At 43.6% G+C, this 13324-nt stretch carries 12 protein-coding genes and 1 tRNA gene; 1 reads left to right on the top strand and 12 read right to left on the bottom strand.

The features are described from left to right. The first annotated feature begins 235 nt into the window (after window positions 1-235). Window positions 236-1591 (top strand): Na+/H+ antiporter NhaC family protein, encoded by a 1356-nt coding sequence (locus tag E4K68_RS13220; protein ID WP_135379412.1) that lies wholly within the window; start codon window positions 236-238, stop codon window positions 1589-1591. Between the two features lie 49 nt (window positions 1592-1640). Here the strand turns inward: E4K68_RS13220 and E4K68_RS13215 are convergent, their stop codons facing one another. From E4K68_RS13215 to E4K68_RS13160, 12 genes are all read right to left on the bottom strand, one after another. Next, a complete protein-coding gene (locus E4K68_RS13215; protein WP_135379411.1) occupies window positions 1641-3122 on the bottom strand; it encodes a HAMP domain-containing sensor histidine kinase in 1482 nt (493 codons plus the stop codon). Between the two features lie 50 nt (window positions 3123-3172). Beyond that, window positions 3173-3853, bottom strand: a complete 681-nt coding sequence (locus E4K68_RS13210; protein WP_135379410.1) for a response regulator transcription factor — start codon at window positions 3851-3853, stop codon at window positions 3173-3175. A gap of 290 nt (window positions 3854-4143) precedes the next feature. After that, window positions 4144-4229, bottom strand: a tRNA-Leu gene (locus tag E4K68_RS13205). A gap of 45 nt (window positions 4230-4274) precedes the next feature. Beyond that, entirely contained in the window at window positions 4275-5273 is a 999-nt protein-coding gene (locus E4K68_RS13200; RefSeq protein ID WP_135379409.1) for an acetyl-CoA carboxylase carboxyltransferase subunit alpha, read from the bottom strand. A 1-nt stretch (window position 5274) separates the two neighbouring features. Beyond that, window positions 5275-6174 carry an acetyl-CoA carboxylase, carboxyltransferase subunit beta gene (gene accD, locus E4K68_RS13195; protein WP_135379408.1) on the bottom strand — a complete coding sequence of 300 codons (900 nt, stop codon included), beginning with the start codon at window positions 6172-6174 and terminating at the stop codon, window positions 5275-5277. Window positions 6175-6176: 2 nt separating this feature from the next. After that, a complete protein-coding gene (locus E4K68_RS13190; protein WP_135379407.1) occupies window positions 6177-6377 on the bottom strand; it encodes a DUF2007 domain-containing protein in 201 nt (66 codons plus the stop codon). A gap of 73 nt (window positions 6378-6450) precedes the next feature. Further along, entirely contained in the window at window positions 6451-6957 is a 507-nt protein-coding gene (coaD, locus tag E4K68_RS13185) for a pantetheine-phosphate adenylyltransferase (RefSeq protein ID WP_135379406.1), read from the bottom strand. Window positions 6958-7034: 77 nt separating this feature from the next. After that, window positions 7035-10532, bottom strand: coding sequence for a DNA polymerase III subunit alpha (locus tag E4K68_RS13180; RefSeq protein ID WP_243450360.1), 3498 nt, complete (start codon window positions 10530-10532; stop codon window positions 7035-7037). Window positions 10533-10779: 247 nt separating this feature from the next. Then, on the bottom strand, window positions 10780-12102 hold the full coding sequence (locus E4K68_RS13175) for a DRTGG domain-containing protein (protein ID WP_135379405.1): 1323 nt from the start codon (window positions 12100-12102) through the stop codon (window positions 10780-10782). Window positions 12103-12173: 71 nt separating this feature from the next. After that, on the bottom strand, window positions 12174-12353 hold the full coding sequence (locus tag E4K68_RS13170) for a small, acid-soluble spore protein, alpha/beta type (RefSeq protein WP_199241766.1): 180 nt from the start codon (window positions 12351-12353) through the stop codon (window positions 12174-12176). A gap of 1 nt (window position 12354) precedes the next feature. After that, a complete protein-coding gene (locus tag E4K68_RS13165) occupies window positions 12355-12495 on the bottom strand; it encodes a cleavage protein (RefSeq protein ID WP_135379404.1) in 141 nt (46 codons plus the stop codon). A gap of 117 nt (window positions 12496-12612) precedes the next feature. Next, entirely contained in the window at window positions 12613-13311 is a 699-nt protein-coding gene (locus E4K68_RS13160) for a metal-dependent hydrolase (RefSeq protein ID WP_135379403.1), read from the bottom strand. Between the last annotated feature and the right edge of the window lie 13 nt (window positions 13312-13324).

The following is a 13324-nucleotide window of genomic DNA, read 5'->3' as shown; positions in this document are numbered from 1 at the left end:
ACCTGAATGTTAATTGAGTGTTTGCTGAAGATCAGCTGAATGACTATAAATAGAAACAGGCGTACAAAAACGGCTCTATCCACCAATGAATTAGCGAATAGAGCCGTAATTGAGCTTTTGTCTGAATTGTGCACTTCTTCCCTTGTGGATTCTAATTAAACTTATTATACTACACACTGTACATATCAGATTAAATAACCACAGAGAATTCAAAAGTATCATAAGGGGGTAAACCATGAAACAAGGGAATTCATACATTATTATCAGCGTAATTATCGCGTTTGTCCTTCTAATTTTCTGCACCCTTCATGGAATATTTATTGGTTTTCCGCTGGTACTTTGTTTATTGAATTTTGCTTTCATTGCCTGGCTAAGGGGATATCCGATGAAAGATATTATACGAATGTCCTATCAGGGAGGCAAAAAATCGTTTATTGTCTTGCGTATCCTCGTGTTGGTTGGTGCCATAACATCCCTCTGGATGGCCTCAGGAACCACTCCAGCTATTCTTTATTATGGCATAAAGCTTATTGACCCAAAGCTTTTTATAATGTACGCATTTCTTATAAGTTGTTTGGTATCCTTCCTACTAGGAACCTCTTTCGGAACGGTGAGTACCGTAGGCTTATCCTTAATTTTAATGGCTAAGAGCGGCAATATCGATGCAGATATCGCCGCCGGAGCTATTATTGCTGGGGCCTATTTTGGTGATCGTTGCTCCCCTATGTCCTCAAGTGCCAATTTAGTTGCCCATTTGACGGAAACCGATCTTTATCCAAACATAAAGGCTATGTTAACGACAGGAACTGTCTCCTTTATTATGTCAATTTTCCTATACCTATTGTTGTCGTTACATCATCCCTTAACGTTTACAGAAAGCACTATGACCTATGAAATCTCCAACATTTTTGGGCTTCATTGGGTAGCCTTATTGCCAGCACTAGCCATACTCATTCTCGCAATCCTAAGGGTTGACGTAAAAATATCGATGCTCGTAAGCATTTTGCTAGCTTCGATTATTAGTTTTAGCCGACAACATTACAATGTCCTTGAAATTTTAAGAATTGTGCTGTTAGGTTTTAATCTAGACATAGATAGTTCACTTAGGACCATCCTGAAGGGCGGTGGGATCTTTTCAATGTGGAAAGTATCGGTTGTCGTTTTTGTTTCCTGTTGTTGGGCAGGACTTTTTGCAGAAACAAACATTCTGGAAGATTTAGACGAGATTCTATTAAGAGCGAAATCTCGCCCTGCCACGTTCCTGACGACGACGACCGTAAGCATTCTCACCGCCCTCTTAGGGTGCAGCCAAACGATCGCTATCGTTTTAACTAATTCTCTAATGAACAAGGTTTATGTTAAAAACAAATTTGATCATTACCAATTGGCAGTTGACTTAGAAAATACCTGCGTACCGTTGGCAGCTCTGATACCCTGGAATACGGCGGCCTTTGTTCCTTCTTCAACGATGAATGTAAGTCTGACCGGCTTCATACCCTACGCTTTTTTCCTCTATCTTCTTCCATTCACTCAAATTCTATATGTAAAGTTTTGGGCTCAGGGTCAAAAGAAACGGCTCCATTCGCCATAAATCAGCGAATAGAGCCGTAATTGCATTTTCTACCTAATCGTGTGGTCTATTAGATTGCGGGTAACCATACATAAAAGATGGTTCCTTCCTCTGCAAAACTTTCTACCCGTATCGTACCTCCATGAAGTTCTACAATCGATTTAGTGATTGCCAAACCGAGTCCCGCACCACCGTATTTACGAGTTCTCGAAGAATCACTTCGATAAAAACGGTTAAACAGCTTAGGCAAATGCTCCTCCTGTATGCCAGAACCGTTATCTCTCACGGTAAGTTCTACCCCACCGGCGGGAGCGGTTTCCAACGAAAGTCGGATATCCCCCTTCTCTGAATCCGTATGCTGTACCGCATTATGAAAGAGATTTAAGATCACCTGCTTCATCTTATCCGCATCAAAGCGGCATCTCAAATTCGAAGTAAGTCGCAGGCTAACTTTGCGGTTTCCCGCTAATAACCTTAACTGCGGTGCCATTTCCTTCATTATCTCGCCCAGTTCTCCCTCACTAAGCTGGATATTCGGTGATCGATCCAGCTTCGCAAGTAAAAGAAGGTCTTGAACCAGCTTTTTCATGCGCTCAGATTCAGCGTACATGCTCTTCAAAGACCTATGCAACTTATCCGGTTGATTCATCGCACCACGGAGCAGTACCTCTAAAAAACCGTGAATAGAGGTCAAGGGAGTGCGAAGCTCATGAGAGGCGTCAGCGACAAAGCGCCGCATCTGCTCTTTTGCCTCTTTTTCCGCCTCAAACGAACATTCCAGTCTTTCCAACATTCCATTAAAAGAGACTGCCAAACGGTCAATTTCCACTTGCCCCTGTCCAACCGGTAATCGTTCGGCTAGATTTCCGGCGTCGATTTGTTCCACTGTATCCACCATCTTGGATAAAGGAACCAACGTTTTTCTCAACACAGGAATAAAGGCCAACATACCACCGATTAACGCGAGTAATGAAATCGACAGAAACGTCAAAAGTTGCCGAGTTAAAATATCCTTTAAGGGCTTAGTACTTACATCTACCTGCACAACTCCGAGCAATTGACCCTTTGTTTGAATAGGTTGCAGAACGATCAATTGCTCACTTCCCGCTGTTTGGTTCAAGACTTTGTACATCAATCCAGCTTTTGAACCCATGGCGTCTTTATAATCCTGCTCAGCAAGTTTAGAAGGGATTCCACCAGTCGTTAGTGAATTAGAAAGTACCGTAAAAGTCCCATTCGTCTCGTAGAAGGCGATGGTGGAGTCTGGTAAAAAGAAAAAAGGGACACGATTTCGACCGTCATTTGATTCGCTAATGAAGGCATGGTCGTGATCGCTTCCTTCATGATCACCCGAAGTGATCTCTATATTATCTGGGGGGTTACCTGGTGTTTTATCGTGATTATCACCGTCTGTATTATTCACCCATTTTCCCCATGCATCTGGAGGAATTGATCGAATCTGACTTTGTACACTTATTGCTTTATTTTGGTATATAAACTCCCGCATGAAGATATATTGCGAAAATCCGATGATTACAAGTAATACAGCCATGAGCAGTAAAGAACGTGATAGTAGTTGAAAGCGTAGCGAGTTTGTTTTCATTACAGGTCAACCCTGTATCCCGCCCCGCGCAAGGTGCGAATTAAACGATGTTCTTTGTCATTTAACTTTTCCCTAAGCGACCGTATATACACCTCTACAATATTTTCATCTCCACCAAAGTCATAGCCCCATACTTTGTCCAATATTTTCGCTTTGCTTAAAACTAAGCCTTGATTGAGTACTAAAAATTTGAGCAGCTCATACTCGGTTGTTGAGAGTTCCAGAATCCGTTGCTCGTAAAGGATTTCTTTGCGCCTGTCATCAATTCGAAAGGCTCCAATTACAACTTCCCCCATCAAATTGGGGAATTGATTTCGGATTCTAGCATGAATACGTGCTAGCAATTCCTCAAAACTGAACGGTTTCATCATGTAATCATCGGCCCCCAGAGTGAGCCCTTTTACACGATCGTCCACTTCATCCTTAGCCGTCAGCATTATAATGGCCACATCTTCAGTCTTCTTGAGCATTCGACATACTTCGAAACCGTCCATGCCGGGCATCATGACATCCAGTATAATAATATGGGGCTGAAATTGTTTGGCGAGCGTTACGGCTGTCATCCCGTCTTGAGCCGTAAGTACCTCAAATCCTTCATCCTGAAGACCCATCTCTAAAAATTGCAATATATTCGGTTCATCATCGACTAGCAATACTTTGATTCCCTTTAGTTTCTGCATACCTTTACCCCCTAAAGATTAAGGAAAATCTTATTTTCGCCACATTGCCTTATTATGCAATACTCGGCTGAATCGATGCTGAAGGAAAGCTGAAAGTTTCCTGAAAGCCCCATCTCTTTCAGTGTTTGTAAGGTCTTTAGATGTTCTATTTCAATTCCATTTAATAAGTACCTTTTTTGCTTTATATTATCATTTGAAGAGGTTTAAAAGCAAGAACCGTCCCCCGTTTTCGCACTAGTGCTTTACGTACAAAAAAAGAGCCTTTATAGGCTCTTTTTATAAGTTCTTTGTGGTGGGCGAGGGGGGACTTGAACCCCCACATACTCACATATATCGGATTTTGAGACCGACGCGTCTGCCATTCCGCCACTCGCCCAATGTTATTCGCCAGATGTTCAATGACGACTTAGTTATAATACCATCAATCTAGCGACTTAGTCAAGCCTTTTGTTAGATTTAATGTAACTTTTTCTTCAAAAACTCCAATTGAACGCAACTTCTGATATCGCTGATCCTTCAGAGCTTCAGGAGCCTCTGAACGGAGACGCACGAGGTACTTCGAAATGGCCTGTGATAATTCTTCTGCGGTCTGGTTGAGGTTGTTATGGGCCCCGCCTAGAGGCTCTCGTACTATTTCATCAACGACTCCAAGCCGTTTCAAGTCCTGTGCCGTAAATTTCAGAGCAGCTGCCGCTTCCTTCGCCTTAGTGGTGTCTTTCCATAGAATGGAGGCGCAACTTTCTGGAGCAATAACAGAGTAAAAGGAATTCTCAAGCATCAAGACCACATTACCCACTCCAAGAGCGAGAGCTCCACCACTTCCGCCCTCTCCGATCACAGTACTAATCACAGGAACCCGATATCCCGACATCGCAAGAAGACATCTGGCAATAGCCTCGCCCTGCCCACGTTCCTCAGCTGCTAAGTCACAGGCGGCCCCGGGAGTGTCAATGAACGTCAAGATCGGACGTCCGAATTTTTCAGCCTGATCCATCAGGCGCAACGCTTTGCGATACCCTTCAGGATGAGGCATGCCGAAGTTACGTTTAATATTCTCCTTCGTGTCCCTCCCCTTAACCTGGGCAATCACTGTCACAACTTTTCCGTGGAAAAGTGCAATCCCACCCGCAATCGAGCGATCATCCGCAAAAAGTCGATCACCCTTAAGTTCTATAAAGTCTTCAAACAACAATGAAGCGTAGTCATAAAAATTAGGTCGTTCAGGATGCCTAGCAATCTGAACTTTCTGCCAAGGCTCAAGGCTACCGTAAATTTCTTTCTTCAGAAGGACTACTCTCTTTTCAAGGGTAGCCACTTCCTGAGAAAGGTCCATTCCCTTATCAGCGGAGAACTTCTGAATTTCCGAGATTTTCTTTTCCAGTTCCAAAATAGGTTTTTCAAAATCAAACAGTTGCGCCATACTATACCCCTTCCTGATGGTATCGCAACAAACGAGCTAAAGTAGAGCGCATCTGGGATCGCTCTACAATCAAATCAATTAGGCCATGCTCTTGGTTAAACTCTGCCGTTTGTGCACCTACAGGAAGCTCTTGCCTCATGGTCTGTTTAATCACTCGCGGTCCCGTAAATCCAATTAAAGCATTAGGCTCAGCAATCGAAATGTCCCCAAGGGAAGCATAGCTGGCTGTGACCCCTCCAAATGTGGGATCTGTAAGTACGGAAATATACAGCAAGTGATTTTCAGCTAGCCGTCCTAAAGCAGCACTGGTCTTTGCCATTTGGTATAACGAGATAATTCCTTCTTGCATTCGAGCGCCCCCCGAAGTAGAAAACATAACCACGGGTAAACGCATATCAATCGCACGTTCAATCGCGCGAGTAATTTTTTCCCCTACGACAGCGCCCATGCTGCCCATCATGAAACTTGCTTCATTGAAAGCTAGAACAACAGGGATCCCCTCAATCATGGCATATCCTGTAAGCACACCTTCCGTCATTCCTGACTTCCCCTGTGCTTCAAGGAGCTTTTCTTCATAACCAGGAAACTCCAAGGGATCGCGTGTTATCATTTCGGAATCCCATTCTTGGAAACTATCCTCATCAGCCAATAACCCAAGGCGCACCCTTGCCGTAATTCTGAAATGATACTCACATGTCGTGCAAACTCTTGCGTTTTCCTCGAGATTTTTGTTAAACAGAACTTCCCCACACTTCGGGCACTTAACCCAAAGACCATCAGGAAGCTCTTTCTTGCTAATCGTCAAGGGTTGTTGCAAAGGAACATCCGACGGAGCACGTTTCTGGGATGGAGCAGATTGAATCGTAACATACTTAGGTTTTCTGAATATATCTTTAAACATGGTTAGCTCCCTATGGCGCCAGTGATGATTTCATGGGCTTCTTCTGCTTCAGATTCTGGTACAAGAATCTCAACTGAAGCATGATCGCCAAGATGCGCTGAACCAATCGGGCGAAGTTGAACAAGCATCCCTTCGTCGGTGAGGATTGTCTTATATTTTTCAGCGATTATCTTATTGGGTGCAATATATATGACGGTCCACATTCTGGTAAAGCCCCCTTATTAAATACGTATTATGATACCATAGCCTTTTAGATTGTGCAAACAAATGCCCATTCTACTCCTGATCATTTGAATCCGAGCGTATTCCGGAAAATTTAGACATCAATGCTTTTTCGACATGGGGTGGCACAAAATCCGAAATACTAGCATGCAAACTAGCTGTTAATTTAATCGCACTTGAACTAATAAACGAAAATTCACTCTGAGTCATCAAAAAAACTGTTTCAATATCCGGTGCAATTTTTTTGTTCATTAAGGCAAGTTGGAATTCATATTCAAAATCTGACAGTGCGCGAAGTCCTCGAAGAATGGCTACCGCACCACATTGACGTGCAAATTCAACCGTCAACCCCTCAAAAACACGGACACTGACATTAGGCATGTCCTTTGTTGATTCTAAAAGAAGTTCCATTCTCTCTCCGAGCGTAAACAAAGGAGCCTTATTACTATCAGCGGCAATGGCGATAGTCACTCCGTCAAACAATTCTTTCCCCCGGATTAAAATATCGAGATGTCCGTTGGTTACCGGATCGAATGTTCCGGGATAAATCGCTGTACGCACAATGAATCTCCTTTTTATTTCAGATATTTCCATGGATTTCGCCTTAAAAGTTAATAATCCTGCTAGTGGAAACCTCTTTAGGCAAAATTTTTAGCGGGTTTCCAGATCATATTACGGGGGTCCATCACTTCTCGAAGCGCACTGTTAAGTTCATCTCCATCATTAACCCAAAATTCTTGTTTTCCTTCAATAACTTTCTGGTTTTCCTCAAAATAGAAGTAAACCGGTTGATTTCCAGGAAAACGCTGTAAAATATTCAATACTTGCTGCATAAGATAGCTTTTATCATCGGGAAACCTTAGAAAAAGACGCTTTCCTGCCGTTTTAGCAGAGACGTTTTTCAGAATAGGTGAAGGCTCTAAGTCCTCAATTTTTGTGATTTTCTCAGCGAAGATCTTTTTCTCCTCATCCCGAATATTGTACCGCCCTACCACAACGATCACCTGATCATTGGCCATTGAATGGATTTGAGCATAGATTCGTGGGAAAACTAAAACCTCAATTCCTCCTGATAAATCTTCCAAAACAAAGCTCGCCATCATTTCGCCCTTTTTAGTTACATTTTGCCGAAATCCCGTTACTAATCCTCCAAGCGCCACTTTCTTCTCCTCCTCGCCTTCCAGACAAGTCAGGATATCAGACGACATATAAGGCTGTAATTGAGGCATAACGGAGGAAAGCGGGTGTCCACTTAAATAGAGACCTAGGTATTCCTTTTCCATATCAAGAATCAGGCGTTCATGAAAATCTGGAAGTTGGGGTAGTTTAATTCCCTCGTCAAGCCCTTCATCCAAATCGAAAAGGGAAAATTGACCCGAAAGCCTGTCTTTTTGTCGACGTTGCGCTGTATCTAAAACCTGGTCCAAAACAGCCATCGCCTGTGCTCTTGAACAAAACGAACTAAAGGCACCAGCACGAACTAAACTTTCTAGAACACGTCGGTTTAAAACCTTTTGATCGACACGCATGCAGAAATCATCTAGGGATTTAAAAAGGCCATCTTTACGAGCTTCTAAGATCTTTTCCACAACATTGACCCCCACATTGCGGATAGCTCCCAATCCAAAACGGATCGCCTGCTCCTCAGTGGAAAATCCGACTAGGCTGAATTGGACGTCGGGAGGGAGCACTTGAATTCCACTCAGCTTTGCATCTTGAATATAAAACGATATTTTATCCGATGAGCCCATAACAGTGCTTAAAAGAGCAGCCATGAACTCTAAGGGATAGTTTGCTTTTAAATAGGCCGTCTGATACGAAATCACGGCATAGGCTGTTGCATGCCCCTTGTTAAAACCATACTCGGCAAACTTCGCCATTAGATCAAAAATTACTTCTGCATCTTGACGCGTCAAACCAATCCGAAGTGCGCCGGGGATAATCCATGTTCCATCCTCATCTTGTAACCCCTCAATGAAGTTCTGGCGCTCCTCTTCCATGATTTCCTTTTTCTTTTTCCCCATCGCCCGGCGGAGCAAATCCGCTCGACCCAGAGAATATCCACCAAGATCACGAGCGATCTGCATGACTTGTTCCTGATAAACGATAATCCCGTAGGTCGATTTAAGAATCGTCTCCAGTTTTGGATGTAGATACGTGATATTGCCCCCGTGTTTTCGGCGGATAAACTCCGGGATTTGTTCCATCGGACCGGGTCGATATAAAGCCAAAACTGCTATAATATCCTCAAAACAGGTTGGCTTGAGCTCCTTCAAAATAGCGCGCATACCGCCGCTTTCCAGTTGAAAGATTCCCGTACTGTTTCCGGACGCTAAGAGCGTATACGTCCGAGGATCATCCAGTGTCAGAGTTTGAAAATCTAGCTTTAACCCCTGAGTCTCCTCAATCCGTCGCACAGCCTCTTGTAAAATCGTCAAGTTTCGCAGCCCTAGAAAGTCCATCTTTAGGAGCCCAATTTCCTCGACCACTTTCATCGGAAATTGGGTCATGACAAAGTCCTCCGACGTCCTCTGAAGGGGGAGATGATTCATAAGAGGATCTTTAGAGATAACAATTCCTGCTGCATGCGTAGAAGCGTGTCTCGTCATCCCTTCGAGAGACCGAGCTAAGGTATAAAGCCGCTTGATCTCTTCGTCCTCTTCGACCATACGAGCCAAATCAGGAGATGCACTTAAGGCTTTTTCCAAGGTCATCCCTAAATCAGAAGGAATCGCTTTCGCTACCTTGTCCACTCTGGCCAAGGGAATCCCTAAAACCCGCCCCCCGTCCCGAATTGCCGCTTTTGCACCCATGGTTCCAAAAGTAATGATTTGGCACACCTTATCTGAGCCATATTTTTCCGTGACATAACGGATCACACGTTCCCGGCCTTCCGGGTCAAAATCTATGTCAATATCCGGCATCGAGATTCGATCCGGATTTAAGAACCGTTCAAAAAGCAAATCATGGCGCAGCGGTTCAACCGATGTGATTCCTAATAAATACGCCACCATACTTGCTGCCGCTGACCCCCGCCCAGGCCCGACTGCCACGCAGTTTTCCCTTGCAAAACGACAGAAATCTGCAACAATCAGGAAATATCCTGCAAACCCCGTTTGAAAGATAACTTGGAGCTCATAATCCAAACGTTCACGCTCTACTTCCTTCATTTGTGGATAGAAACGCGGAAAGGCACTGCGACATTCGGCCTCGAGAAAACCTTCTAATGTGTACCCTTGAGGAACTTCAAATACCGGTAATAAATTTCCTCCAAAATGGAAATCCACCTGACAGCGTTCAGCAATTCGAAACGTATTTTCCAATAATTCAGGATGTTCTCCGAACTGTAAAGCCATTTCCTCTTCAGACTTGAGAAAGAATTCCTGACTAGAGAAACGCATCCGAGCGGTATCTGACAAAGTTTTACCGGTTTGGATACAGAGTAAAGCATCTTGAACAAGAGCATCCTCACGGTTAACATAATGCACATCATTCGTTGCTACCATCGGAATCCCCGTGCGTTCATGCACTTTCCACATTTCCCGAATGACTTTGCGCTGTTCCTCTAGACCGTGATCCTGAATTTCAAGAAAGAAATTTTCCTTTCCGAAAATATCCTCATAATCAAGCGCGCTCTGCACTGCCATATCCAATTGATCATGTACCAGATAATCCGCTATCTCTCCGGCCAAACAGGCACTCAACGCAATAAGGCCCGCAGAGTGCTTGCGAAGAATTTCTTTATCAACTCGAGGCTTATAATAAAAGCCTTCAGTATGAGCCATCGAAACAAGTCGAATCAAATTGCGATACCCCTGCTCATTCTCAGCCAATAAGACCAAATGATGATGGGAATCGTCCTTCCCAGGTATCCGATCTGTCCGTTTATTGGGGGCTACATAGACTTCACAACCGATAATCGGTTTAATCCCTGCTTTTTTGCAAGCCTTGTAGAAATCGATGACTCCATACATGACCCCATGATCAGTAATAGCCAAAGCGGGCATTTTTAAGTCTACCGCACGCCTGACCAAATTATTGATTCGTGCTGCTCCATCAAGCAAGCTAAATTCCGTGTGGTTATGCAAGTGGACAAATCTGCTATGGGTAGCATCATCAATTATATCTGTATTCACAAGGCTTCACCATCTTTCCCCACATGGATATCCATTCTCTCTCCCATCATAATATTACTTTTCCTAGCACTAATAAGCAAACAATATGTTTGAAGCATGATTATTCGACATTCCTAAATCGTTCTTGTCCCATGGAGGTGTCGGAGAGCTTCAAAAAAGTAAGTCTGAGCACATTAAAGGCCTTGATAAAATCAAGGCCCGAATCTTCAAGCATAATCAGTGGTAGAGATATTATCCAATCATCCTCTTAAAGGGCAGATTCACTGACCAACTTCTTATCCCCAATCCTAGCCGTCATAAGACCTTTAGCAACAATAGCGTTATTCACTGTGACTTCTACTTCAATATTGCAATGCTTTTTGGCCACCAAGAGAAGTTTGGCCGTGACCTTAATTTCAGTCCCCACTGGGATAGGCTGAAGCTGATAAAGCGTAAAATTCTCGGTGATCGCATCCAGTCGATACTTCTTGCGCAACCCAATATAACCAGCCATATTCATGACCGTAACGATAACTCCACAGCTTGCGGAGCCATAGTCATTAACCATAGAATTAGTAATTTCCCCTTCAATCGTGAGATGCTCAGCATCATCGACATACCGGAACCCACTTAAGACTAGATTGTCCACTGTTTCACCAAACTGAGGTTGTTTCTGAACCTGCTGGTAGGCTTCAATGACATCTTGCAAGCTAATAATTCCTATCAGCTTGCCTTGATCTGCCACGACAGCAATCTCCCAGCCTTCCCAAACCATGATTCGAGAAATATGGGTGACCGGATCATCATGACCCACAATAAAAGGGGTCACATTCATGACGTCTTTGACCCTAGTTTTAACATCTTCTCCGGCAACTTCAACCGCCGAAACGATTCCAATCAGAGTCATATCTGCATCTACAACAGGAAATCGGCTGTGGTCTGTGCTCTGCGAAAGCGTGTGCCAATCTTCAACTGTCGCATCTGCCTTTAAAAAGTTTACATCTCTGACCATGATATCTTCCACTAAAATAAGTTCTTTTTCAATTAACCGATCATAAAGAGCACGATTGATCATCGTAGTGACAGCAAATGTATCATAAGGGGATTGAATAATTACTAATTTCTTTTGACGCGCTAGGGTCACTACTTCTTCATCGGGTTCTAATCCCCCCGTAACTAACAGAGAAGCTTGATTTTCCAAGGCACAAATCTGGGCGTCCCGACGGTTTCCAACAATACACAGCGAATCTTCTTCCAGATAACGTCCCATAGACTCTAATTCCATCGCCGCAATCACGAACTTATTGGGTGAGCGATCGAGATGTTCAAAACCGCAGATAACAACCCCTTCGGCGATCTGTGAAACTTCACGCAACGTTAGGTCTTCGATTTGTCGTTCTTTGACCCCTTCAATACGAATCGTTCCTACTTTGGGAATCGACCGGACAAATCCTTTAGACTCCGCCTCTTTAATAGCTCGATATGCTGTCCCTTCACTGACGTCAAGCTCTTTAGCGATAAAACGCACCGAGACCTTACTGCCAATAGCGAGATCTTCAATAAACGTTAGAATTTGTTGATGCTTTGTCAACTGATAAACTCTCCCCACTTATTACTATACAAGCTATTATTGTATCACAACATTCACTATTCAACCATGCTTTAAACATTCTTTCGCCGTCTCTGAGTCATGAGTCCTCCGATTCTCCCCGCATCCTTGGCACTCAAAGAATGCCAACCAGCGCTCTGAATCTGATCGATCAAGCCCAATTCCGCTGCAATCTCCATTTTCAGCGGCTCTAACGGATCTATTCGCTTCACTTTCGGTTTTGACTGTTTCACTTTAGATCCTCCCTCTGCTCATGATATTAAAATCTTCTTCATAATGGGGACAATTCGGTCCCTTTTCTCCTAGAATGTGTTCTAAACGGCAGTGACCTTCGATTCCATAGAGGCAACGAAGAGAACATAATTTTCTTGTCATAATTTTCATCTCCTTTAATTAGGAATCCTTAATTCTCCTCAGCATTAAGTTTTGCCATTTCCTCATAAAAATATCCCGCTTAAAATCAAGCGGGATATTTTTATCATTTAGTTCCTATTAAATTTCCAATATTTCACCAGGCTTTAGCACTTTTCCCTGACTCTCTGGAACCCTGCGCTGAAGGAGATGAACAAACTCTCCCGCATCCTGGGCAATCAGTGGGAACGTATTATAATGCATTGGAATAACAATTTTGGGTCGTAGTAATTGTGAGGCATGTACTGCTTCCTCAACACCCATGACAAAATTATCTCCGATCGGAAGCATAGCAACCTCAAGGGGATGCCGTCGACCGATGAGTTCCATGTCGCCAAATAATCCAGTATCACCCGCATGGTAAAGCCATTTTCCTTCGAATTTAACCAAAAACCCGCAGGGCGGACCGCCATAAATCATGTGCCCTCCGTCAGGGTTCTCAATTCCGGATCCATGTAGGGCTAGAGTAGGCCTAACCCAACCAAAGGGAAACAGGTGCTTTCCACCTATATGCATAGCATGTGTTTCAGCGCCTTGCTTTCGACAATAAGCCGCTAACTCCGCAACAGCAATAATAGGAGCTCCTGTCCGCTTAGACAAATAAACAGAATCTCCTAAATGGTCATGATGCCCATGAGTCACTAAAATCGCATCAAGTTGAGTAAAGTCGTCGGGTTTAGTCGTTGTACTCGGGTTACCTGTCAAGAAAGGATCAATTAGAATTCTCCCTGCTTCTCCTTCAATCTCAAAGCAGGCATGTCCATGGAAACGGATACGCATTCTTCAACCTCCT

This window comes from Desulfosporosinus sp. Sb-LF, from assembly GCF_004766055.1.
GTDB lineage: Bacteria > Bacillota > Desulfitobacteriia > Desulfitobacteriales > Desulfitobacteriaceae > Desulfosporosinus.
This window is presented reverse-complemented; position numbering and strand designations above follow the sequence as displayed.

What these genes read in the sequence shown, in the direction of transcription:
- E4K68_RS13220 (WP_135379412.1), top strand. Translation starts at nt 236, where the DNA reads ATGAAACAAGGGAATTCATACATTATTATCAGCGTAATTATCGCGTTT.
- E4K68_RS13190 (WP_135379407.1), bottom strand. Translation starts at nt 6,377, where the DNA reads ATGTGGACCGTCATATATATTGCACCCAATAAGATAATCGCTGAAAAA.
- E4K68_RS13165 (WP_135379404.1), bottom strand. Translation starts at nt 12,495, where the DNA reads ATGACAAGAAAATTATGTTCTCTTCGTTGCCTCTATGGAATCGAAGGT.
- E4K68_RS13210 (WP_135379410.1), bottom strand. Translation starts at nt 3,853, where the DNA reads ATGCAGAAACTAAAGGGAATCAAAGTATTGCTAGTCGATGATGAACCG.
- E4K68_RS13160 (WP_135379403.1), bottom strand. Translation starts at nt 13,311, where the DNA reads ATGCGTATCCGTTTCCATGGACATGCCTGCTTTGAGATTGAAGGAGAA.
- accD (WP_135379408.1), bottom strand. Translation starts at nt 6,174, where the DNA reads ATGTTTAAAGATATATTCAGAAAACCTAAGTATGTTACGATTCAATCT.
- E4K68_RS13200 (WP_135379409.1), bottom strand. Translation starts at nt 5,273, where the DNA reads ATGGCGCAACTGTTTGATTTTGAAAAACCTATTTTGGAACTGGAAAAG.
- E4K68_RS13215 (WP_135379411.1), bottom strand. Translation starts at nt 3,122, where the DNA reads ATGGCTGTATTACTTGTAATCATCGGATTTTCGCAATATATCTTCATG.